Annotated in this window: 18 protein-coding genes; 7 read left to right on the top strand and 11 right to left on the bottom strand. The window is 40.9% G+C overall.

Features of this window, described 5'->3' with window-relative positions:
* The first annotated feature begins 145 nt into the window (after positions 1-145).
* Entirely contained in the window at positions 146-583 is a 438-nt protein-coding gene (locus GTQ43_RS08245) for a peroxiredoxin (protein WP_265272173.1), read from the top strand.
* 276 nt (positions 584-859) lie between these two features.
* Here the strand turns inward: GTQ43_RS08245 and GTQ43_RS08240 are convergent, their stop codons facing one another.
* The 9 genes from GTQ43_RS08240 to fraC form a co-directional block, all read right to left on the bottom strand.
* On the bottom strand, positions 860-1,255 hold the full coding sequence (locus tag GTQ43_RS08240; protein ID WP_265272172.1) for a hypothetical protein: 396 nt from the start codon (positions 1,253-1,255) through the stop codon (positions 860-862).
* A 36-nt stretch (positions 1,256-1,291) separates the two neighbouring features.
* The gene (locus tag GTQ43_RS08235) at positions 1,292-2,182 is read right to left on the bottom strand and encodes an ABC transporter permease (protein WP_265272171.1); all 891 of its coding nucleotides are present in this window, start codon (positions 2,180-2,182) and stop codon (positions 1,292-1,294) included.
* A 178-nt stretch (positions 2,183-2,360) separates the two neighbouring features.
* Positions 2,361-3,380, bottom strand: a complete 1,020-nt coding sequence (locus GTQ43_RS08230) for an ATP-binding cassette domain-containing protein (RefSeq protein WP_265272170.1) — start codon at positions 3,378-3,380, stop codon at positions 2,361-2,363.
* A 232-nt stretch (positions 3,381-3,612) separates the two neighbouring features.
* Positions 3,613-4,113: a DUF2059 domain-containing protein gene (locus tag GTQ43_RS08225; protein WP_265272169.1), complete on the bottom strand. Its 501-nt coding sequence runs from the start codon at positions 4,111-4,113 to the stop codon at positions 3,613-3,615.
* Positions 4,114-4,204: 91 nt separating this feature from the next.
* The gene (locus tag GTQ43_RS08220; protein WP_265273705.1) at positions 4,205-5,686 is read right to left on the bottom strand and encodes an aminotransferase class I/II-fold pyridoxal phosphate-dependent enzyme; all 1,482 of its coding nucleotides are present in this window, start codon (positions 5,684-5,686) and stop codon (positions 4,205-4,207) included.
* A gap of 522 nt (positions 5,687-6,208) precedes the next feature.
* On the bottom strand, positions 6,209-6,865 hold the full coding sequence (locus tag GTQ43_RS08215) for a pentapeptide repeat-containing protein (RefSeq protein WP_265272168.1): 657 nt from the start codon (positions 6,863-6,865) through the stop codon (positions 6,209-6,211).
* A gap of 226 nt (positions 6,866-7,091) precedes the next feature.
* Positions 7,092-7,871, bottom strand: a complete 780-nt coding sequence (locus GTQ43_RS08210; RefSeq protein ID WP_265272167.1) for an ABC transporter permease — start codon at positions 7,869-7,871, stop codon at positions 7,092-7,094.
* Between the two features lie 69 nt (positions 7,872-7,940).
* Positions 7,941-8,948 (bottom strand): septal junction protein FraD, encoded by a 1,008-nt coding sequence (fraD, locus tag GTQ43_RS08205; protein WP_265272166.1) that lies wholly within the window; start codon positions 8,946-8,948, stop codon positions 7,941-7,943.
* A gap of 56 nt (positions 8,949-9,004) precedes the next feature.
* On the bottom strand, positions 9,005-9,544 hold the full coding sequence (gene fraC, locus GTQ43_RS08200) for a filament integrity protein FraC (protein ID WP_265272165.1): 540 nt from the start codon (positions 9,542-9,544) through the stop codon (positions 9,005-9,007).
* Between the two features lie 236 nt (positions 9,545-9,780).
* Between fraC and GTQ43_RS08195 the strand changes: the two genes are divergently transcribed.
* A complete protein-coding gene (locus GTQ43_RS08195) occupies positions 9,781-10,917 on the top strand; it encodes a cob(I)yrinic acid a,c-diamide adenosyltransferase (RefSeq protein ID WP_265272164.1) in 1,137 nt (378 codons plus the stop codon).
* Positions 10,918-10,941: 24 nt separating this feature from the next.
* Here GTQ43_RS08195 and GTQ43_RS08190 read toward each other — a convergent pair whose 3' ends face one another.
* Complete coding sequence (locus GTQ43_RS08190; protein ID WP_265272163.1) at positions 10,942-11,379, bottom strand: hypothetical protein; 438 nt, start codon at positions 11,377-11,379, stop codon at positions 10,942-10,944.
* A gap of 366 nt (positions 11,380-11,745) precedes the next feature.
* On the opposite strand from GTQ43_RS08190, the gene GTQ43_RS08185 reads away from it, so the two are divergent.
* The 5 genes from GTQ43_RS08185 (at position 11,746) to GTQ43_RS08165 (ending at position 21,537) form a co-directional block, all read left to right on the top strand.
* Positions 11,746-14,940 (top strand): hypothetical protein, encoded by a 3,195-nt coding sequence (locus tag GTQ43_RS08185; protein WP_265272162.1) that lies wholly within the window; start codon positions 11,746-11,748, stop codon positions 14,938-14,940.
* Entirely contained in the window at positions 14,940-18,869 is a 3,930-nt protein-coding gene (locus GTQ43_RS08180) for a helicase-related protein (RefSeq protein ID WP_265272161.1), read from the top strand. Before GTQ43_RS08185 ends, GTQ43_RS08180 begins: the two co-directional genes overlap by 1 nt.
* A gap of 7 nt (positions 18,870-18,876) precedes the next feature.
* A complete protein-coding gene (locus GTQ43_RS08175) occupies positions 18,877-19,167 on the top strand; it encodes a hypothetical protein (RefSeq protein WP_265272160.1) in 291 nt (96 codons plus the stop codon).
* Positions 19,168-19,591: 424 nt separating this feature from the next.
* A complete protein-coding gene (locus GTQ43_RS08170; RefSeq protein WP_265272159.1) occupies positions 19,592-21,403 on the top strand; it encodes a ShlB/FhaC/HecB family hemolysin secretion/activation protein in 1,812 nt (603 codons plus the stop codon).
* The gene (locus GTQ43_RS08165) at positions 21,403-21,537 is read left to right on the top strand and encodes a hypothetical protein (protein ID WP_265272158.1); all 135 of its coding nucleotides are present in this window, start codon (positions 21,403-21,405) and stop codon (positions 21,535-21,537) included. Before GTQ43_RS08170 ends, GTQ43_RS08165 begins: the two co-directional genes overlap by 1 nt.
* Before the next feature lie 16 nt (positions 21,538-21,553).
* Here GTQ43_RS08165 and GTQ43_RS08160 read toward each other — a convergent pair whose 3' ends face one another.
* Positions 21,554-22,933: an HlyD family secretion protein gene (locus GTQ43_RS08160; protein ID WP_265272157.1), complete on the bottom strand. Its 1,380-nt coding sequence runs from the start codon at positions 22,931-22,933 to the stop codon at positions 21,554-21,556.
* Positions 22,934-22,942: the final 9 nt, after the last annotated feature.

Genomic DNA, 22,942 nt, shown 5'->3' with positions numbered 1-22,942 from the left:
TAGCATCTTTTGCATAATAATGCCGAATGAATTCGGCTGTTCGCTTATATCCCCCGGATGAATCGTGGGGGCTTTACGCATCACACCCCATAAATTAATGTAAAATTTCAAGTGCATCAACAATCTGAAACAGGAAAGGTTAATTATGCCTCTAGCAGTTGGTACGGATGCACCTGCATTTACCGCCAAAGATACAAACGGCAACACAGTCTCGCTATCTGACTTTGCCGGTAAGACTGTCGTTTTATATTTTTACCCCAAAGATGACACGCCAGGCTGCACCAAACAAGCCTGTAGTTTTCGGGATGCCCAGTCTCAATATCAAGGTAAAGATGTTGTAGTGTTGGGAGTCAGTGCTGATGATGAGGTTTCTCATCAAGCATTCACCCAAAAATATAATTTGAATTTTCCCCTACTGGCTGACTCCGACAAATCACTCATCACAGCTTTCGATGTGGATGGCGGTGGTTATGCCAAGCGCGTCACATACGTAATTGACCCCAAAGGTAAAATTACCCATGTTGACACTGCTGTAAATACCACCACCCATGCTAGCGATATTTTAGCAGCACTTGGGCTGTAGTTTTTTACCCCAATAACTAAGGATTTTTGAAATAGTCTCAATCCCAAGCTCTAATAATCTGTCAAGTTGAAATTGATGGGTAAACAAGTTCGTAGTGAGTTAGCGCGGTCTTCTCCCAAAGGGAGAGGCTAGCACCAAGGGGGTTTCCCCCATGAGCGACTAACGAACCTAAAGGGTAAGGACTTTAGTCCTTATTTTCTAAGCACTAAAGTACTTACTACAAACCCACAAAACTAGCTGACAAAGTATTAGAGGCTTGGGGTTCTTTATTTGATTTCAGTTACCTGACGGTAATGGCAGCGTAAACGATGGCTGCGTCGTAACCGATGGCGAAGCGGGGGTTGCTTGTTGTGGTTGACCTTGTTGAATTCGTTTTTGTTGACTTGCTCTAAAGACTGCTGCGGCTGAGTCTAATTGTTCGTTTTTTTGGTTAGAATCCCAGTTGAGAGTACCAAAATTTGCCCGATGAACCAGGTCTAACATATTGAAATTATCTGAGTTAGAACGAGAGAACGGATCGGTATTTTGGTCTGTTGTACTGGTACTGGGAAAAGCATCGGCTGGGCTGCTTACTTGAGCCGAACTAGGTTGAGCTATCAGCAAGGACGCGAAGCCAATTCCTGCCACAGTAGCTACCAAAATTCTAGGAATTTGTAAAAATGGTTTTTTCATGGGATTTTGACCCTAAAATTGCTCTATTTTATCTAATTAAGCAAGAGTCCGTCGCAGTTGGGGTTGAATGCTTATTAAGGCGACAAAGGCAAAGCCAAACAACACTAGCAACGCTCCTCCAAAGGTAACATTACCCCAAGGAGCTTGCATAACTACGCTACCTAATTCCCAACTACTATGGAGATAGAGATAGCGAATAGGTTCGATCGCATAGCTAAGAGGATTCAAGGTAGCAATAACCTGTAACCACTGAGGCATGAAGGATAAAGGAGCCAAGGCAGTACTAGCAAACAATAATGGTAGATTGGTGACAAAAATCACTGCAATCAGTTCAATGTGTCCGGGTAGGGCGAAAGCCAAGCCGAGGGAGATGGCTGTTACTCCCAAAGCTAAGAGGAAGACAATGAGAGCGATCGCACTTAAACCAACTGCATTGGGTAGTCCAGCGCCCAAGAACGCCGCCGCCGCTACAATCACGGCTGCTTGCAGTAAACTTTGGCTGATGATGAAGATTGCTGAAGCAAAGACAATAGAAAATCGCGATGCTAATGGTGCTACCAGCAACCGATTTAAAAAGCCGAACTCACGATCAAACATTACGGGTAAACCAGCATTCAGCGCTCCAGCAAAGGCTGTAAATACAATGATGCCAGCAGCTAAAAATTGTCCGTAATTTGTTGTTGTATTGCCAAATATACCCTTGGGGGCATTTTGGAACAAAGCACCAAACAGTATCAACCACATCACTGGCTGAATAATTCCAGCAACCAAAGTTGAGGGACGGCGTTGCAGCTGAATAAACAAGCGACGAGTTAAAGCTAACGTCTCTTGTATCAATTCACCGAAAAAGTTAGGTACAGGATTAACATCTGCTTGTGGCGATGTTATCGGCTGCCAATTGATATCAGTTTTAGGAGTAACGCTCATAATTTGGGATTGGGAATTGGGAATTGGGAATTGGGGATTAGGGATTGGGAATTGGGGATTGGGGATTAGGGATTGGGAATTGGGGATTGGGGATTGGGGATTGAGTTATTAATTTTTCTCCCTCTGCCTCCCCTGCCTCCCCTGCTTCCCCTGCCTCCCCTGCCCCATTCCCCATTCCCTATCTCATAAGCTGCTTTTTCTCAGCTTTGGGATCGCGGGTGGCAACGGCTGCCAGTTCCGCATCCATTAGGGTGCGCCCTGTGGCGGCGAGGTAAACGTCATCGAGGCTGGGGCGAGATTGGGCAATACCAAATATGGGCAAGCCAGCAGTATTTAGCGCTTGCTGTATGTTAATGAGAACATCGTTTTGAGGTGTCACCACTAAGTTCAGGGAATTACCTTGAGCGCTGTTGATGATGGCTTCTTGGACAAAAGGTAAAGTTTGCAAGAGGTTTTTGGCAATTTCTGCTTCCTCAATGGGGGAAAACTCACGGATTCGCAAGGTGATGCGATCGCCCCCTACTTGATCTTTTAATTGTGAAGGTGTGCCAGAAGCAATCACCACGCCCCGATCTATAATTGCCACGCGATCGGCTAAAGCGTCAATCTCTTCTAGGTAATGGCTGGTAATTACTACTGTCGTCCCAGAGGCGCGTAATTTTCGGAGGAAGTCCCACACTACAGAACGGGTTTCTATGTCAAGCCCTACAGTTGGCTCATCCAATACCAAAACATCTGGTGCATGGAGCAACCCAGCAGCCAAGTCTAGGCGCTTGCGTAAACCACCGGAATAGGTTCCTGTCTTTTTATTGGCGTATTCTTGCAAACCAAGTAAATCTAATACCGTCTCAATGCGCTGTTTGGCTACTGCACGTGGAAGGTGATAAAGTGCTGCTTGCAATTGCAGCAGTTCTTTTCCAGTTAGCACCTTATCTATAGCTACTTCCTGAGCAACATAGCCTAGTCGTTGTCTTGCCACTCTGGGATTATCTAACACAGAGATGCCAGATACTTCGATTTTGCCAGCATCCGGTGTGGTCAGCGTACATAAGGCACGCAAGGTTGTAGTTTTCCCAGCACCGTTGGGGCCTAGTAAACCAAAGATTTCTCCTGGTTCTACCTGAAAGGAAACATCTTGGACGGCAACCACTGTACCGTAACGTTTTTGCAAATTTTGAATGAAAACGGCGGGAGCCATGACAGCTTATCCCCAACTATACAAATCTCAACAGAGTCTATCTTTATTGTAGAAGGTGGAGAGCAAAGTTGATCTGGGTTTAAAGTTACTTTATCAAGCCAGTCACAATAGGCACGCCGGGAGCAAGAGAGCAAAAAGAATCTTGCCCCTTTGCTTCTTATTGACAGGATTGCTAATTGAGCAGAACCGAAAAATTACCATTCCTAAATTCCAGTTAAAGTCATCCACTGCTTTATTTACTAGGGTGGATATATCCTTCTGCTTCCAATTTTTTTAAGGCCCTTTCGGCTGCTGCTATTCCATATTTTTTCGCAATCTCATAAGATTCCTGATAAATTTTGGGAATAACAGTAATTGCTTTTTGTCCTACAGGTGTTTGATAAAATGCAATAAGTTGTTTGATTTCTTCATTGGTAAAGTATTTATTATAAATAGGAATAATCTCATCTACAAGATCATCTGATTTGAATTCAGTAGCAAACTTATCCCAAAATTTTTGAGGTACTTGAGGGTAATCGGACTTGAACTCATTTAATGATTGAGTGAGTATCTGTCGATAAATATTCTTCACACCAGTTAACTCGAACAATTTCTTGATATTATTAGTTTTTTCTATTTCTTGAGCGTTACTATTTGGTGCAATAGTAGTCGTTGGAGTTTGAGCAAAAGCCGCTATGTTGTAAGTTGTTGTCAGGGAAAGTACAACTGATAGGAACCAAAAATTTATCTTCATGGATTTAAATTTATTCTTAATAGAGGATAATTCAGGTAAATTTTACAAAGGGGTAAACATTGTGATAAATGTCTTAAAATTATCATATAAGTTATTTTTTGACTACCTTGATTTTGCGTAAATTAATATCAGTACAACCACTGATAAATCCTCCCATCACCTGAATTTGTTGCAGATAGTCAAGGACAGGTTTGGTGATGATTTCTCCCGGCATTAAGACAGGAATTCCTGGGGGATAGGGACAGATGATTTCAGCACAGATGCGATCGCTTGTTTGTGCTAAAGGCAATGTTTCACTGACGGCAAAAAAGGCTTCACGGGGAGAAAAATGTAAAGTATAATCCTGTGTACTTAAAAGATTTTGCCCATTAAGATTTGTCAGATTCAAGTTGGTACGGCGATATTCTTTGGCAAGATTAGTAAAACTTTGTACTAATTGCTCAATATCAGCTGTAGTGTTGCCTAAACTAATGATAAAGGTGAGGTGTTGCAGTGAAGCGAATTCAGCAGTGACAGCAAATTTTTCATTTAGAATTTCCTCTGCTTCAAATCCGGTTAAGCCTAAACCAGAAACGGTTACAGTTAATCGCGTTTCGTCTAAAGCCATAAAGCCGGGAGATCCCCCCAACCCCCCTTGAGAAGGGGGGCTTAAAATCGATAAGCCAGGAATTTGACTGATTTTTGTTCTCGCTTCATTAGCAAGTTGCAATGTGCGAGACATCAGCATTTTTCCGTGGAGTGCCATTTGCTGACGTGCTGCATCTAAAGAAGCTAAAAGTAAATAGCTAGGACTGGTAGATTGTACGAGTTGCAAAGCTTTACTGATGCGATCGCTATCTATCCTACTACCTTGGATATGCAGCATCGATGCCTGTGTCATTGCACCGAGTACTTTGTGGATAGATTGTACAGTTAAATCAGCACCTGCGGCTAAAGCTGAAGTGGGTAATTCGGGATGAAAGGCAAAGTGTGCGCCGTGTGCCTCATCTACGAGTAAAGGGATATTATATTGATGTGTGATATTGGCGATCGCACTCAAATCTCCACAAACGCCGTAATATGTTGGGTAAACTATCAACACTGCTTTGGCATCTGGATGTTGTTGGAGTGCAGATTGCACAGCATTGGGCGTGATGCTGTGGGCAATATCTAAAACTGCGTCGTATTGAGGATTGATAAAAATTGGCATTGCACCAGAGAGAATTAAACCTGCGATCGCAGAAGAATGCACATTGCGAGGCAGAATAATTTTATCCCCCATACCACAGGTAGCCAGAATTGCCGCTTCAATCCCACAGGTAGAACCGTTGACAAGAAACCATGTTTGCGAAGCACCATAAGCTTCAGCTGCTAGTTGCTGTGCTTCTTGAATAACTCCTTGGGGTGCAAAGAGATTATCTAAATCTGCTAATTCGGTTAAATCAGCACGAAAGACAGCTTTACCAAGTAAATCAGCTAATGGTTGAGAAATTCCCTCACCTTGTTTATGTCCTGGGGTGTAAAAAGGCGCGTGGGGTCTTGCTGCATTGGCTTTTAAGGCATCTAATAAAGGTATTTGGTTTTGATTGAGCATTTTTGAATAAACAAACCGTAGAGGATGCAAAAGAATTAGCGCAGTGTGAAAAATGCCACCCACTCTTAGGGTAGGCTGTTGACTTCGATTTAAGAGGTTGTTTGAAAAGTATTTAGCTGTGATTTTAGGCACTTGTTGATCCCCCTAACCCCCCTTAAAAAGGGGGGAACTGGAATCAAAGTCCCCCAATTTATCGGGGGATTTAGGGGGATCTAAAACGTTTTGCTACTAAGAAAAGGACTTTTCAAACATCCTCTAATTTAGGGTTTTTTGGTTCATGTTATTTTTCTGTCATTGCGAGCGAAGCGAAGCAATCGCCTGGGATTGCTTCGCTTCGCTCGCAATGACATATATTTTGCATGACTTTTTAACTCCTAAAAAGGCATAGAGTCAACAGCCTACTCTTAGGGTTGGAGTTTTTGGGAATGGGAAATGGGGCAGATGAGGGAGCAGGGAAAGAAAGAATAAAGAACTAATTCCCAATGCCCAATGCCCAATTCAATGTTATTGAATGACTTCTGATTAATAAATTAATATTTGAGGTTGTTCAATAGTGCCATCAGGCATGATAGTATCCCGAAACTTCGCATAAATCAGCTTTGCATCCCAAAGATTTGCCTTACTTAAGTTCGCCTTGGTTAAATTTGCCCATGTCATATCTACACCAGTTAAGTTAGCCTGGGTCAAATTAGCTTCTATTAATTTTGCTCCACATAGTTTTGCTCCTGCGAGATTTGCAAAACTTAAGTTAGCTTCAATTAGCGATGCTTCAATTAAATTGGCTTTACTTAGGTCAGCTTCTCTCAAATCCACATCACATAAAGAAGCACCTAAAAGATTACTACCTGTGAATTTCACCCGCCATAAAAAAGTTCCGCACAAATTTGCTCCTGTTAAATCAGCATTCATCAAGTTAGCTTCACACAAAGATGCTTCATACAAATTAGCTTCACGTAAGTTAGCTTGCATCAAATTTGCACCACTTAAATTAGCGCGAGTTAGGACGCACCCACACAGATTTGCATCACGTAAATCCGCTCCTATAAAGTTAATACCACTTAGATTAATTCCTTGTAGGTCGATTCCACTCAAGTCACATCTACTGAAATCTCGACGCTGAAAATACTTGTTTGTGATTTGACTTAATACAAATTCTTGCTTATCAGCATAATTTCTCATGGTATTCACCTCTGGGTGTAATTTATCTCAAAGGTTGAGTGTGATAGTTACCGTATATTGAGAGTACACCCCAAATGGAGATTAGCTCAGTGAATAATCAAAAATAAATTCCTAAAAAATCGCCAATCACCTGAAAATAGGCTTTTGAAGTGGTTTTTAAAACAAAAAATGCTGACATAAGTCAGGAAATATTGATACAACAGGAGTCATTCGATTTTGGATTTTGTTAAAATTCGCGTTGGGAAAAGATAAAAATAGCGATCGCTAACAACATGGCACTATAAAGTAAGCCATAGCCAGCATTTGTAATCAGTGCAGTTGTGTCAGGTAGTGCTTGCAGACCATAAACAGCATCATTTTTTAAATCTAATCGAGATAAATCTGGTAGTATGAGATACAAACCTTGAGTTAGACGTTCCATACCAGGGTTGTTACTAAGACGACCAAGTTGTACCAAATCTTGAGTAATATTGCCGATTAAATATACTGCAAAGGTTAAAATTGTCGCTAGTAAAGAAGCGGTGAAAACACCGAAGGTAATAGCCACAGAGGTGATTAATGACAACTGCAAAAATAAAAAAATTGCTGCAATTAGAATACTCGCTGTTGGATGAGGAATGTTACCAAATTGCAGAAATATCAGATAAATTACTGTCATCGTGGCGATGAGTACAGCTAGTACTGCGGATAAACCAAAGTATTTGCCGACGATAATTTCACTACGGCTAACAGGTTTGGCAATTAACACCAAGATAGTGCGTTTTTCAATTTCTTTATTAACCAGTCCCGTACCAATAAATATCGTCACAATCAACCCGATGGCATTCATTGCTGCCATCCCAAAGTCTAAAAACATTTTGTCTTCAGTCGTAGCTGCAAATTCAGGAAGGACGCGGAAGGCGATCGCAAGGATAAAGGCATAAAAACCAATAATATATAGGATGCGATCGCGTACCACTTCCTGAAATACGTTCTTTGCTAGTACAAAAATTCTATTAATAGTCATTTGTTATTGAGCATACATGGGTTATTCTCAGAGTTATTCTCATTGTCTCCCTTGTCCCCTTCATCTCTCTCATTGCTGCGGAGGGGGAGAGCCAGCAATTAATTTACTGGCGCGATCGCATTCAATTTCTGCAACTGTAATCTTATTCTCTGAATTGCTGGTTACTGCAACTGGTTCAATTCGACAAGATTTTTTTAAGTAATAGCCCCGTGGGTTAGAACTTGGGCCTATCCAAATACTTAATAAATCTAATATATATCCAGATTTAGTATTAGCTACACGCGGTTCAACGTGCCATAAATTCTTTTCTTCATATTTTCCTAGCTTTTTTTGAATTACTTCCCTACCCAGATTACCTACTTGTTGTTTTGCGTCTAACAACCATTTCTCTACTTCAGACCAAGGGGTTTTGGCTATTTGATCTACTACTAGTGGTTGAATATTCTCTAGGATTATAACGCCGTTTTGTGGGATTTTTATTCGTTCTTCTGTTCTGACTACAAAAGTACTACGCTTAAAAGTATCTGCCTGTAAACTGGGATATTGTTGAAACCAATTATCCATCACAAAATAAAACTGAATCCAACAACTTAGCAGCATACTACTAGCAACTAAAATTATAATTCTTTGGCGGTCTTGTGGCTTAGGAATGCGAGCTTTAGCATCAGTATCAGTTCCTTCAATAAATTCTGGTATTGCCGTAATTAGTGCTGAAATTGTCGGCCAAAAAACTACTGTTCTTGGTGTAATTCCATCCTGTTGACTTCCAAAAGCAAAAACGCTAACTAAAAGTCCAGTGATTACTGCACCCACTGGCATAAAAGTACCGGGAACTCTTAAAGGATCTTGAGTTGTATACCAAGCTGTGCCGGCAATTAAAAATAACCAACCGAAAAAGGCAATTATATCTTTGATATAACCTGTAGCGCAATATGAAAGTGCCCAAGAAAAAACACTCATATAAAGAAATGTCTGCCAAGAATAAGCTTTGGGCGGAACTAATACTTTTCTAATTCCTGCATAAAGCCCTTCCGCAAATTTAAAAATTCCAAATACATCTTTAAATAGCGTATTCATGTTTCTTTCTCCATCTGATTAATCACTCACTTTTCTTCCTTTTAATCAAATCATTCTTACTTTGAGCGCAGCAATAAGATAATTGTTATAGCAGTATAACTCAGAGAATTTGCTATTAGTATAGTTGTAACTAAATTAGTACTTTGTAATTTAATATTACTAAAAGTACGCCATCGCCGCCGTTGAGATGTTTGAGGTTCCTCTTCTTTTTTAGCAACTGTTTCATTCAAGGAGAGTAGTAATAACTTTAAAATGAAGAATTTCGTTAGAAAAGTAGCAAAGAATATTATAAAAGCAGTTAAAATGATTAGAGCCTGTGTATTCGGTGATTTAAAATTACTAAAAAACATATAGTTAATTAATTCTGATTTCACCTGTATAGGCAACATTGGTTCTGATACAAAAAATATGAGCCAACCAATGACACTAGAAAACAAATTGATAGAGATTGCATAAAAAGTACTAGATTTTTTGTCAAATTTTAGTCGATAATGCAAAATATATGCTTCGATGGGGATGGCAATCATTACAAATAAAAGGTCAAATAGAATTCCACCAACGGGAAAAATCCTTGGAAGCATCCAATTTTCAGGCATAAATAGTCAAGGGTAAGGTTCAACTGTAGAGAGTATAACTTGGGATAGTGAGGGTGATGGGGAAAATTATCACATTGTTCTTCTCCTTCACTATACTGGTATGCCAGGGTTTCTTCGTTGATATTTTTAATACATCAAGATATCCTTTTACGGGTGAGCTAGAGGGGTATTTTCTAAAATGAGATTACTATACGTTAGGTAAGATTAAAGACTGCCACGTTATAGCTTTTCGAGAGATGACAAGGAACGGTATTGGTATTCGCACGGCGCAAGTGCGTCATGAACGGCTAATTGGTCAAATTCACGTCTATGATGGCGTGGGTAAAGGTAAGTCCCAAGCGGCTTTGGGGGTGGTTTTGCGCTCCATTGGCTTGGGGATAAATACGCCTAGCGATTCTAACCGGGTTTTGCTGCTGCGCTTTTTAAAAGGGCCGGAACGAGATTATGACGAAGATGGCGCGATCGCAGCTTTGCAACGCGGGTTTCCCCATTTAATCGATCAGGTTCGCACTGGGAGAGCCGAATTTTTTGGACATGACGAAATTACAAACTTTGACCGAGAAGAAGCAACGCGGGGTTGGGATGTAGCCAAAGGTGCGATCGCTAGTGGTTTATATTCAGTTGTCGTCTTAGATGAAATTAACCCCGTTTTGGATTTGGGTTTGCTACCAGTGGATGAAGTGGTAAAGACATTAAAATCCAAACCCCAAGAATTGGAAATCATTGCTACCGGACGCGCCGCACCGCAAAAGTTGCTAGATATTGCAGATTTGCACTCAGAAATGAAACCTCATCACCACCCAACAGCCAAAGCCCTCTTTCTTGAAGGCATTGAAATTTATACTGGTGCTGGTAAAGGTAAGTCTACCAGTGCTTTGGGCAAAGCATTACAGGCCATTGGTCGGGGAATTAATCATCCAGGGTCTACCCGTGTGTTAATTATGCAGTGGCTCAAAGGTGGTACTGGGTATACAGAAGATGCTGCGATCGCCGCTTTGCAGCAGTCATATCCAGAAGTGGTGGATCATCAACGCTGTGGTGGAGATGCGATTGTCTGGCGCAATTCTCGGCAAGAATTAGACTATGTAGAAGCCGAACGAGGTTGGGAAATTGCGAAAGTTGCGATCGCCTCTGGATTGTATAAAACTATTATTCTCGATGAACTAAATCCCACCGTTGACCTAGAACTACTCCCCGTTGAACCCATTGTTCAAGCTTTGCTCCGCAAACCCCGCGACACCGAAATCATCATCACTGGCCGCTGTCAAAATCAACCAGCGTACTTCGACTTGGCTAGCGTTCATTCAGAGGTTTACTGTCACAAACACTATGCTAATCAAGGTGTAGAACTTAAACGAGGGGTAGATTTTTAAATTGGGTATGGGCATTGTTTTCAATTAGGTAATAAAATTTCTCACAAAATTTAGATTTTTCCTACTCGCACCATGACAATGTAGGTATTCTTTCGGCAAGCAGTAAATATTCAAAACCTCTCTCCTTTTAGGAAAGAGGAATGGAAGTGAGGTCAAAGTGTATTGCATCCAGACAAGAAGCGCTATATCACTTACAAATCTTTTGCCAAAAATATCTGATTCTGGAAGTTCAAAAACAGTAATTTTCCAATCTTTTCTATTCTCACTGCGTATCTCTTTTTTATTTGCCAACAATCTTTCTTCTTCTGCTTGCTCTTTAGCTTTTTTTTCTAACAATACTTGTTCGCGTCCTGCTTGTTGTCTAGACTGTTTGCTTTCATAAGCATCATTAGGAATATTTAGCTTCTTATTAACCTCTTCCCAGAATTCAATATCTTTGGCATATAGACCTTTTTTAGTCAAGCTATCAATAAATTCTTGACCACAGACTTGAATAGCATTTTTTTCAATGCTGGTAAGTTAGTAAATGCTTCAAAATTATTTTTATCCATTTTTGCTTTTTAGAAAAAATTAAAGTTTATATTATTTCTTTTCTGTTTATAAATTTATATTCATTAAGTTTCCCCTGATCTTTTCAAAGATACACATTATCATGTCAAAAATTATTTGTGTAAAAAATCTTAAAAAAAGTATTAGAAACGTAAAATATATTTATCTTGACAGATTAGACACATTTAAGATATTAAAAATACAGAGTCCATTTGCTGAGACTGTAAAGTTCAAGCAGATGAAGCAGTCGTAAGACTGAAAATTACAAAGGAAATAATTATGCCTTCACAAGGTACTGGCGCTAACGTTGACCCGCGATCGCTTAAGCCTTCTATTGACCTCGCTACAGTCATAGAGCTACTTGCTCAAGCTATTTCTCCTAGCAATAATCAGGCAAATACTAATCAGCTAAACCCTAGAGGGATGGAGCTGTTTGAATTTGATGAGAAGCAAAATAAACGCCTGAGAATAAGTACTTCAGCCGTTATGTATCGGCTATTTGCACAACCTAAATTTAAAGAAGCTTTTAAACCTGCTCCTGGCGGTGGGTTTATTCAAAACTTATCGATGCCAGCATACGGTAATAAGTCGCGCGTTGGAGGTTGTTTGAGTGATGGCAATGCTACAAAGTTATCTGGTGCAATAGACAGATTAATGGCTGCTATTGACCAAGCACTCAATACTGCTGTGCCTTCCGACAACTTATTATCGACATTGCTGTTAGATGACACTGAACAGCAACTCAAACATCTTGCTAAAAAAGCAGGTACGACTTTCCAGAATATACCCAATACTGCCAACCTCGTACATCTAGCATTTCAAGCTGGAGATACTAAAGATAACAAGTCTGTGGCGACGGTTATTTGTGCGCGCGAACGAGTTGAAAATACTGATTATTTTGACCAAATGTGCAGTGCTGCCGCAGAATATTTAGAAAACGAACTTGACAACGATGAAGATGATGTTAATTCATCGATCGCAACTTTGAAAGAGGAAAAAAATCGATATGATAGCCAAATCCAGCGTTTTTTAAATTTCATAGACGACGAAGCCTTGTCACGAGTCCGATTGACAATTAGCTTTCGGATTATGGAAGCGATCGCAGAAAATGCCCGATCGAGTCACGACCCAGATTACCAACTTTTAGTAGAGTACGTCAATCGAATACTCATTCTAGTTGAATCTGCTAAAGAAGAAGGCTATACGGTTGATTTAACGGCTCATTTCGGTAGTGCAGCTGAGTTCGACTTGGCAGATGAACTTAGCAAAGCAACCTTTTATTATTGTCTAGCTGTTTGGCCTGAGTGGAAAACTCAAATTTTCGAGCAAAAGACTAAAAATCAAGTAGAGCGTGAAGTAAGTTATCGTTTTCGAGTCAATGGGCAAAATCCAGAATTAGGCAAACCTGCTTTTGAAGCCCGACTCGATCAAATTAGAGAATATTTACTAAGTAATGATGAATCTTCCTTACAAAAACCTTGGGAAATTTGTCGTCGTTTAGCTCAACTGATCTTTTTGGCAGTCGTCGTTCCCAAAAAGGACGAGGAACCGCTAACTAAAGAATCACTAACAGATATGGTGAATCAACTCCTAGCAAATTTTAAATCGCAGGGTACAGAAGCTATTCGCCAGACTTTAGAAGAATTACAGGAACGCTCCGAGTCAATGAAGTCAATTGCCAAGGCTCTGATGAAAGTACTGCGCGACAGGAACCAGAAAGTCGTATCTCAAGTTCAGGATCGCTCCTCACAACAATTCATCTGTGTTAAAAGCAGCATCATTAATTGGGATCGGTTAGAAGGTGCAAAACCAGACGTAAGAAAGTTGCTTGTAGAGCGACAAGAAAATTCTAGCGAAAAAGTTGAATGGTTCAAACATATTGAAATTTGTGAGCAACCAGCAACATCAGGACTTCTATTTTCGGTTAAAGTTACTGCCGATCTTTCGGAGTATGACTTAAAAACTAAAGATACACTTACCCAATTGTGGGCAAAGCGTTTATTACCACAGAAACTCCTCCAAGTTTGTTGGGTTCCTCGTTCTTGGGAGAAGAAAGACGGTCAATGGACTTATGAACTTTCGACAAATGCTTCTAAGGCTGCTGGATGGGTATTACCAGCCGCAATCATAGTGGAATACGATGTTAAAACGGTGAAGCGGCAACCAGATACAAAAGGCTCTGAGGAAAAAAAGCAGTATCATGCAGCCGCCGTTACTGCCTTTGCTGTGCTAGTTTACTGCTGTTTGTGGCATATCATTAGACGATTGCAACAACGCGATCAGGAGAAATCGGTTGATTTTACAACCTTAATGCTGCGGTTGCAAGAAAAGGGGAAAGAACTAGATGATAACAATGATGAGAAGGAGAAGAGCGGCGATGCTTATATTTATGCAGCTGCCCAAACCTTAGAAGCCATACTAGCTGAAGATACCCCAATCCGAATGCAGGGACTAATTCTGGAAAATCTGGCGAAACAAACTGATACGACAAAATTTATTAAATCCGGCACTTTTAAGGCGCTCTTAAGTGCGTTTCCAATTTGCATCAGTAGCCCAGGTTCCGATTCAGCCCCTAAAATTGGCTTAATTTCATACGCCAGTCGTCCCTGTAATGAGGGAAATTTTCCCAATGATAGTGAAAAGGCTTATCTTTTTCTCACTCAAAGTTATATTGCTACATCTGTTAGTGAACCGTTTATCGGTTATGAACTGAAAAGAGAACGGATGCAGTCTGATGTGCTTGATTCTCTAGAACAGTTGAAAACGCAACGCCTAGTTCAAGAAGAAATTCGTCACCTGAAAGCCCAAGGATGTCAGCACATTATTTTATTAGCTCATGCCTATGGCGATCGCCGCATTAATCGAGCCGCAAATAACAATTCTTCTTTAATACCTACAGAATTTTTAGAAGAAGTCTTTCAAACCTTTCCTGATATCAACATTTACCCAATGGTGCGGGATGTATTTCCGGCTACACGCTTGCGCGAGCGTGGATACAATGAAGCAGGATTTGAAATTTTGCAAGCTGGAGATCATTCAGATTTTCATCGCTCCGTTAGGGCAGACTACTTTCGTGATTTAATTCCGGTTTATACTTTTGCCACACTTTATGCTATCCAAGCAGAAGAGCGCATACAATCTGGTTTCTGCATTTATTTCCTAGTATCGGATGCAAAAGTTAGCGATATCAACTGGACTGAACGCGCTCGTCTGCATTTGATAAATCCTGATTCAGACTCTCGTATTCATCCTTGCTTACTAGCTGTACTACGGGGCTTGCATTTTATTGAAGCTGAACGAGGTGTGTACAAAAGTCAACTTAGCCCAGTACTAGATCCATTTAGTTGGATATCGCCTAATACAGTTGAAGAGGCTGGTGAAGTGAAAGTTCTCCACACCCGCCGCAAAGGACAGGTATTACTTAATTATCGCGCTGTACTTACCCACGTTTCTCAAGTTCTGCACAGGAAGTAATGGAATCATCCCTTCTACAACAAGCCTCTATTTGGGGGCAGGTATTTGAAATTGCTGTTAAACGCGGTGTTTTACAACAGTTAATTCACAGAAACTTACTGTTGAACGATCATCCTGTTCTCCAACCTTGGCAATCTCACAAAAATTCAGATATCTCCCACCAACTGGTGAAAGAATTCAAAATAACAGATGCCAATAACAGAGAATGGGTGGAAACAATGCTGCGTCATCTGCTGGTACTCGGCTATGGTTTAGGTTGGACAGCAATGCGTGAGTGTCTCAACCACAGTAAAATTAGACAACCTAAACTAGAAGCAATTTGGTGTCCGTTGACACTGCCAGGACAGCAAATGCAACGGGATGAAGAAAAAGAAGAGACAGCAAAAGCATTTCAAGAAGCTTTCAAACTCCCAGGAAAACCAGACGAGAACTTAGTCAAGCGTGGACAACCAGCCAGAGCCGATTTTATTTTATGGCTTTCCAACGAATTGAGTCCGCCCAAAGATGGCAAAACTGACCTCTCCCAATCAAAAGATCCAAAACACAAAAAAATTGAAAACTTAATTCTCTGTTTGGAATTTTCCTATAACGCACCCATCAAATTTGCAGATTTTCAAAAAGAAGCCCCTCATACAGAAGAAATGAGTCGCTATGCCCGTTACATTGAATCGCGGGGGGTCTTCTCTAGAGTTTGTGCAGAGGTGGAGGGTGAAGAGTTTTTACTTTCTAAAAGGTTGGAAAATTTTCTTTCAGCATTTAGTGGTCAAGATAAACCATTATTTAAGCTCTGTCAGGCATCATCTTATACCGATCAGCTGATTAAAGTGTTACGCGCACGTAAGCGATTGGAAGGAAGTTGTAATGCTAGAGCGATCGCTGTCACATCCAATGCCAATGGTATTGAAAGTCTTACGGCTCAATTCTTCGGTGTAGAACCTGAACCAGATACTAGAGCCAAGTTAATGAAATCATTGGGACAAGCATATTGCCAGGCCAAACATTCAGATGATGATGAGCCACTCGATCTAGATGCAGAAATTCGTTTGGTGTTCACAAAGCTAGTGCGATCGCTACCCTCTGCTTTTAAAGAACAAGCACAACATCTAGCTGAAAAGCCAACTTTAGGTCAATACTCTCACTTTCTCTTTCAGGAGAATGTGACGGACTTCTACAACCCAATGGGTGAAATTAGCAAGGCTGAGGCGATCGCATCTATTGAAGACAACGACGCATTACTTGAGTTCTTTGGAGGCAACCCTATTACACGAATTGCCGATTGTATCAATGAAATCAATCCCGATAAGGCAACAATTCCTCTGCGACAAGTACACCAGGCAGCAGTATTTGCTGGTATAACTGCTGCTCAAGTCGGTAAAATTAACGTCCTAGCTTTGGAAGGAAATCCAGGTATTGGTAAAACTACTGCTGTGATGAAATTTCTCAAACAGCAGTCTCAAGGTTTCTTATTTTTGTATCTCAGTCCGCGAGTTGTAATTAATCGAGATGTTACCGACAAACTTGCTAGAGAAAACAATCATCCGACTGGCATATTAACCATCACCAGCAATAAAAATTTGATTGTTGCAGCACCCGAATGGTATAAACAACAGGTTCAGGAAAACAACTCTCCACCTCGCTTGATCGACAGTGCTGTTGTTGTCGATGGTATTGAAAAACTCACACTTCCTGATAGCAATATCTTCTTTCTCAATCCAGAACAAGAACATGACATTGATTGCAATATAGTCGGCTCGACTCGGTTTAAACGCCGCCTTAACGAAAGGGATTACAGCGTAGAATCCCTTAACAGTCCTGGTGTATTGGGTACGATAGCAAAGTCAGCCCGAAAATTGCTCGAAGCCAATTCCAAGGTTAATCAACTGGTAATGACTGCTGCTATCCAAGGTTATCGGACGCTTAACGATCAATCAACCACAGTTAATGCCTTCAACAACTTATTTGCAAAAAAAGCTGATACTAAACCTGGAAAAAAGGAACGTTCAGCATTTGCAGCGCGGATTCCCACTATAGTTGTCATGGTAGATGAACTTACTGGTGATGGTGCAGGAGCGCCCTTTGTCCGTAAGTTAGCAGAATGGTTGCAACAGCAGTTTATTCAACCGTTTGATACAACTCCACCTCCGTTTAAAATTGTGCTGATTCTTGCTGATGCCTCACTCAGCAATGAAGTTGTGTTGGATAGCTTTTTGAACTCAGGCGATCGCGCTCCTGATAAAGTTCTAATAAGTCAAAGTCGAGGTGAAGCACCGTTTCGGGTGACAGGCACTCATACAAAAATTGGCCTCAGAAAACACCCAACGCTACACGTCATGACAAATAGCTATCCCGCCAGTAAACTCAGTATTGACTACAGTATTAGGCTGTCACCCATTAAACCAGGTCAAAACAGTGACGGCACAGAGCAGACAATTAGACAAGCAATTCGAGAAAAATCAGAAGAGGAATCGCTAACAAATGCCTACTTAGAAATCAAGAGTGGGTTACAACAGGGAGCAGAGCAGTTAATTTTCTTTGCTCAGGATAAAGCTTTTCTACGTCAGTTGCAGGAAAAATTAACCACTGGTAAAGAAGCTTTGGTAAACAGAGAACAGGTGGAGGTTTTGGATCAAAGTGTATCACCCGATCGCCGATTGCAATTAGTAAAGCCGCCACGACGAGATGAAGTCCGAGTTTTTCTCATGACTTCTTCAGGCGCAAGAGGTGTTTCTTTCCCGAAAACAGATTGGATTATAGCTGCAATTCCCCGATTTAATATTGAAGCCGCTTTAATGGAAGTCGCGCAATTAATTTATCGGGGTAGAGGAATGTATACAGATCCAGAAACCGGAATGGAAGTTTCTGGAGATAACAAAGATAGACGCTTAGTTATGCTAATCAATGATTTCATCATTGAAAGAGAGGATATTGATCCGAAAAGACTATGGTTGCGTCAATCCAGCGATTTATTGACTTTGCTGGTAATGTTGCGTTCTACAATTCACACCCGGATCAAAGGTGATGCAGGACTTAATAAAAACCGAATTGCATTTGTCCCCGTTGGCTCTGTTGGGGATGAAGAATTGCTGCGTTTAATGTCTGATGATGTCTTAGATTTCTTGCGTGAAGCCAAAATTTTTATCAGTGATAGTCATCCTCAAGAAGCAAAAGCAATTGTGAAAAAAGCGGAGCAGTTAACTGCAAACATCTTTAAACATTTTGACTTGAGAGGTCAATCATTAGAGAGAGATGCTAAGTCCTATGCAAATTATCAAACTTTACAAGCTTTGACCAAAAATGTTTCTAGGATTTCGAGCCGATTATTACCATCTTTAGATAACGATGAGCTAAAGATACCAGATAATATAACTTGTATCGGCCCTTTCTGGATCGAAGATTGGAGCGATCGCCAAACTGAAGAAATATTTAGCTTTGAAGCATGGAAAGCTGATATTAAACAAAATAGCAGTCGTCTTCTAGGATCGCTAAAAGAAATTGCTGAAAGCAAGAAATTCAAATTTCCCTCAAAACTCAAACGTCCTGCCAACGAACTGTATAAACTATTGAGTCGAGAACAAGAGGGATTTGTGATTGAATCTTCCACACGTCAAGCATTGAAAACTAAAAACATAGTTATTGGCTTACCTCTAGACTATCCCCATTTCTGGAATGAACAATCAGAAGATGATACTCCCCAACAAGTATTACAAGACCCCCAAGCTTGGAGAAGTGCGTTAGGACGTTCTCTAACTCCTCAAGGCTTGATTGTACCAGTAGTAACTCACTATCGCACATTTCCTTGGGTAGCTGTGGCAGGTAGACGAATTTTTACACAATTAGAAACAGTTTTTAGCGATCGCTACTTTATGGCATCCAGTGAATTGAATCTTCTGAATACCATCCTGCTGGAAGACGAAACAGATAACAAGTAGTTGATCTATGCTATATAGCGATCGATCTGGTTTTTGGCTTCTACTAGCTATGACATTCACCGGATTTAGACTCTTCACGTTGAGAGTGGTTACACTCAGCTTACTTGTTGTAAGCACATCTTGTTTATTAAGCCGAGCGGCTCAACAGCCATTAGAAAGTTTTGCTGAAACCAATATCAAGCTTGTCAGTAATCAAGCCATATCATCTTCAGTAGAAAAACAGCCTAACCATAATGAAAAATCTCATACTAATGCATTAGCGATCGCAGTCAAACACATCTTGAAGACACTGCGGTAAGCGTAGCCATGCCGTCAGGCTTATCGCCTAGTTCTAAGGTTGCAAGATTTTTCTCCCACCAGTCCAGCATTGCTTGTTACCTTTAGCACCCGATTTCAATTACTGTACCGTATTTGCTGTGCTATTTCTTAAATCCTTTTTCAGTAAGCTTTTCGAGACTTAACGGGAAAAGTCAGGTGCGTAAGTCCTAAGAAATAAGATATTTTGCGTAAATCCTAAAATAAAAGGCTTATATTACTTGGTTAGCCTTCTGAACAGTTGGCGATCGCACTTCTGAAAAAAAACTTTGCGATCTACTGACTATACTTTTAGTTACAAATCTTCTGAAATCTGAATGTCAAAAATATGATATTGAAAGATTGATACAGCCGTAGCATACTCAAAAACTAAAATCAGCCCAGTCGTTAGATAAGGCATCCCACTCATGAGAAAAGAAGCAGATACTGTTGTTAAGCCTAGAAAAACGACTCAGCAAAGAATTGTCTGTTTCTCTCATGAGTTAAACACTTGGCGGAGTTTGGCAACTACTAAATGGAGTCAATACAGTTTTAGTTTGCAGTCCACCTTGCTAATTCTGCCTACAGTCGGGATTGTAACTGCAAATGCACTTCAAGCTACAGCGAATACCTTGTCACTTGACTCGGATAAAAAGAGCAATCAGCCAGAGTTACAAATAGTACAAGAAACAAACCCTCAATCATCTCCGCCACAACCAGAAACACCACAACGGATTCGGGTTCGCAAAATCAAAGTTGTAGATAGCAGTGTCTTTAAAGAAAAGGACTTCGATCCAGTTGTCAAACCTTTTGAAGAAAGAGACTTGACCCTAGAAGAAATCAGACAAGCCGCAGATGCTGTTACCCAGCTTTACCTAAATAAAGGATATATAAATTCCAGAGCAATTCCAGAGACTCAGCAACCCAGTACCGCCGATGGTGTTGTGGTAATTCGGGTGATTGAAGGGCGTTTGTCAGAGATTGACATCGAAGGGACGCGGCAATTAAACCCATCTTATATTCGTAGTCGGATTGAACTAGGTGCTGGTATTCCTTTAAATACTGGTAAACTCGAAGAACAATTGAAATTGTTGCGACTCGATCCCCTATTTACAAATGTAGAAGCGCGTCTGCGGCCAACTGGTAAGGTTGGTCAAAGTGTTTTAATTGTCAGAGTTGAAGAGGCAAAACCTTTAAGTGGTAGTTTGGGTGTAGATAATTATTCGCCTCCGAGTATTGGTGCAGAAAGATTGGGTATTGAACTGCGCGATCGCAATTTAACTGGTATGGGAGATGAGTTAGCAGGTTCCTATTATCACACCCTTTCTGGTGGTTCTGATGCCTTTGATTTTAGCTATCAAATTCCCGTTAACGCCATGAATGGCAAGGTACAGATTAGAGCAGCATTGAATCGCAGCAAAATCACCGAGCCGCCTTTTAATGCCTTTGGGATTCGGGCAAACCAGGATCTTTATGAAATAAATTATCGCCAACCATTGATGCGATCGCCCAAAGAAGAATTTGCCCTATCTTTGGGATTTACATATCAAGATGGTCAAACTTTCCTCTTCGATAACCTCGCAACTCCCTTTGGTATTGGGCCTGATGCTAATGGTGTGAGTCGCACCAGTGTAATTAAATTTGGTCAAGATTATATCAGACGCGAACCTCAAGGAGCTTGGTATTTGCGATCGCAATTTAATTTTGGCATTGATATATTAGACGCAACTATCAACAAAGAACCCATCCCTGATGGTCGCTTTTTTAGTTGGTTGGGTCAAGTACAGCGTGTGCAGCAACTCAGCGACGATCATCTGTTGCTTATCCAAGCAGACTTACAGCTAACACCAGATAGCCTTTTACCTTCTCAGCAATTTGTCATTGGCGGCGCACAGTCTGTCAGGGGATATCGTCAAAATATCCGCTCAGGGGATAATGGATTTCGGGTAGCGATCGAAGATCGGATTACAGTGCAGCGTGATGAATCTGGATTATCCACGATTCAACTTGCGCCATTTGTGGATACAGGAGCCGTCTGGAATAATTCTAATAATCCCAATTCGTTACCAAATCAAACTTTTTTGGTAGGTGCGGGTCTAGGATTATTATGGAATCAGGCAATGGGAATTGATAATCTCTTTTTAAGACTCGATTATGGATTTCCATTTATCGATTTGAGCGATCGCGGTAATAATGCCCAAGATGATGGCTTTTACTTTAGCCTCCGCTATCAACCTTAATGGAAAAGGGGAAAATCTGTCGAACGATTTCGGATTTTGGTGAAGCAGCGATCGCAAGGGCGTTAGAAATGTCCTCTGCGATCGCTAAAGAGGGAATAAAGTCATATCAGGTTCGGTTAAATACTTATAAATAATCACCCGAACTTAATATCAAACATCTGCAATTAACCTCGCTTTTCTCAAGAAAAATTGCAATACCGTTTCTTCACGGGAAATAATATCAACTCTACCTTCCATTCCCAATTGAATGTGACACAGATTTTCGCCTTTACCTAAAACCAGACTTTCCGGCTCAATAGTCACCTGATAAAAAGCACCTGAGACAGCCGCTTTCGGAGTGGTATTGGCATGAGGAGAAGATCCATTTGTGCCATTTGTTGGGGGAGTCATGGCATCTGGAGAAATTGCCTCGACCTTACCATTAAGAGTACCATTATCCGGGTAGGGACAAGCACTAACCCGCATTTGAACTTGTTGACCAATTTTGAGCTTACTTTTATCTTCAGATGCCACTACTGCTTTGACAATCTGCTTGGCATGACTGGGGACAATCTGCAAGACTTCTTCGCCGGGACGCACAGTTTGACCGGGGTTACGCAAGTTGATCTGAGAAATGATCCCATCAGCAGTAGCCCTGATAGTGGTATGATTAAGTTCAATTTCCACTTGCTTTAGTTCGCTATTATCGCGCTCTAGCTGTTTTTCTACTTCAATCCGTTGCTTGATAATTCCTTGCAATTCTTTGTCTAAAGCTGCTTTGTTACTTTCACCTGCGGCTTTTTCTTGGGCTATCCGCTCAGTAGCAATTTCTACTTCTGCATGACTGGGATTTAAGGCTACTTTCGCACCTTGCTTTTTAGCGATCGCAGCAGATACTGCTTGTTCTTGCTGTTTTGTAGCTAACTGTGCTTCTTCTAATTTATCCCTAGACAATGCTTCCGCTAAACTCTCATATCGCTTTTGCTTTAACTTCGCTGCATTCAAAGCTGCCCTAGTAGCATGGAGATTAGCTTCAGCTTCTTGGAATTCAGCCACAGTGGTAATTTTTTTATCCTGATATTGGCGCACGCGATCGCTTAATGTCGCCTCGGTAGCAGTGATAATCCGGTTAACTTTAGCAGTTTCGGCGCGAATTTGACTGTTAAAAGTTTGAATTTGAGCGTTGATTTGCACTAACTGCAACTTCGCTTGCTGAATATTAGTTTGCAGTTGGCTTTTTTTAGTTTGTAAGCGGGAGTCGTCAATAATGGCGATCGCATCTCCGGTTTTGACAACTTGATTTTCTTTCACATGAATCTGCATAACTTGGCCTTCAGTTGCCGCCTGTACAATTCGCAATTCCCCAGATGGACGCACAACTGCCTGTCCTTTGACTGTCACCTTATATTTGGTGACTGTAGCGACGGGAATCGCTAGTCCCAAAATGCAAAAAACAAACAGTCCACCAAAGGTAATCCAACGACTAATCGGTGGGAGAAATTCATCTGTTTGAATTGGTTGTAAAAAGTCTGTGTTGTGAACGTTAACCATAGTTAGACA

Origin of the sequence: Nostoc sp. KVJ3 (genome assembly GCF_026127265.1) — a bacterium.
In the GTDB taxonomy this organism is placed as follows: domain Bacteria; phylum Cyanobacteriota; class Cyanobacteriia; order Cyanobacteriales; family Nostocaceae; genus Nostoc.
The sequence above is the reverse complement of the archived record's forward strand: the minus strand, read 5'-3'. Positions and strand labels throughout refer to the sequence as shown.

Coding starts and splice junctions, on each gene's coding strand:
- GTQ43_RS08245 (WP_265272173.1), top strand. CDS start 146: ATGCCTCTAGCAGTTGGTACGGATGCACCTGCATTTACCGCCAAAGAT.
- GTQ43_RS08240 (WP_265272172.1), bottom strand. CDS start 1,255: ATGAAAAAACCATTTTTACAAATTCCTAGAATTTTGGTAGCTACTGTG.
- GTQ43_RS08235 (WP_265272171.1), bottom strand. CDS start 2,182: ATGAGCGTTACTCCTAAAACTGATATCAATTGGCAGCCGATAACATCG.
- GTQ43_RS08230 (WP_265272170.1), bottom strand. CDS start 3,380: ATGGCTCCCGCCGTTTTCATTCAAAATTTGCAAAAACGTTACGGTACA.
- GTQ43_RS08225 (WP_265272169.1), bottom strand. CDS start 4,113: ATGAAGATAAATTTTTGGTTCCTATCAGTTGTACTTTCCCTGACAACA.
- GTQ43_RS08220 (WP_265273705.1), bottom strand. CDS start 5,686: ATGCTCAATCAAAACCAAATACCTTTATTAGATGCCTTAAAAGCCAAT.
- GTQ43_RS08215 (WP_265272168.1), bottom strand. CDS start 6,865: ATGAGAAATTATGCTGATAAGCAAGAATTTGTATTAAGTCAAATCACA.
- GTQ43_RS08210 (WP_265272167.1), bottom strand. CDS start 7,871: ATGACTATTAATAGAATTTTTGTACTAGCAAAGAACGTATTTCAGGAA.
- fraD (WP_265272166.1), bottom strand. CDS start 8,948: ATGAATACGCTATTTAAAGATGTATTTGGAATTTTTAAATTTGCGGAA.
- fraC (WP_265272165.1), bottom strand. CDS start 9,544: ATGCCTGAAAATTGGATGCTTCCAAGGATTTTTCCCGTTGGTGGAATT.
- GTQ43_RS08195 (WP_265272164.1), top strand. CDS start 9,781: ATGACAAGGAACGGTATTGGTATTCGCACGGCGCAAGTGCGTCATGAA.
- GTQ43_RS08185 (WP_265272162.1), top strand. CDS start 11,746: ATGCCTTCACAAGGTACTGGCGCTAACGTTGACCCGCGATCGCTTAAG.
- GTQ43_RS08180 (WP_265272161.1), top strand. CDS start 14,940: ATGGAATCATCCCTTCTACAACAAGCCTCTATTTGGGGGCAGGTATTT.
- GTQ43_RS08175 (WP_265272160.1), top strand. CDS start 18,877: ATGCTATATAGCGATCGATCTGGTTTTTGGCTTCTACTAGCTATGACA.
- GTQ43_RS08170 (WP_265272159.1), top strand. CDS start 19,592: ATGAGAAAAGAAGCAGATACTGTTGTTAAGCCTAGAAAAACGACTCAG.
- GTQ43_RS08165 (WP_265272158.1), top strand. CDS start 21,403: ATGGAAAAGGGGAAAATCTGTCGAACGATTTCGGATTTTGGTGAAGCA.
- GTQ43_RS08160 (WP_265272157.1), bottom strand. CDS start 22,933: ATGGTTAACGTTCACAACACAGACTTTTTACAACCAATTCAAACAGAT.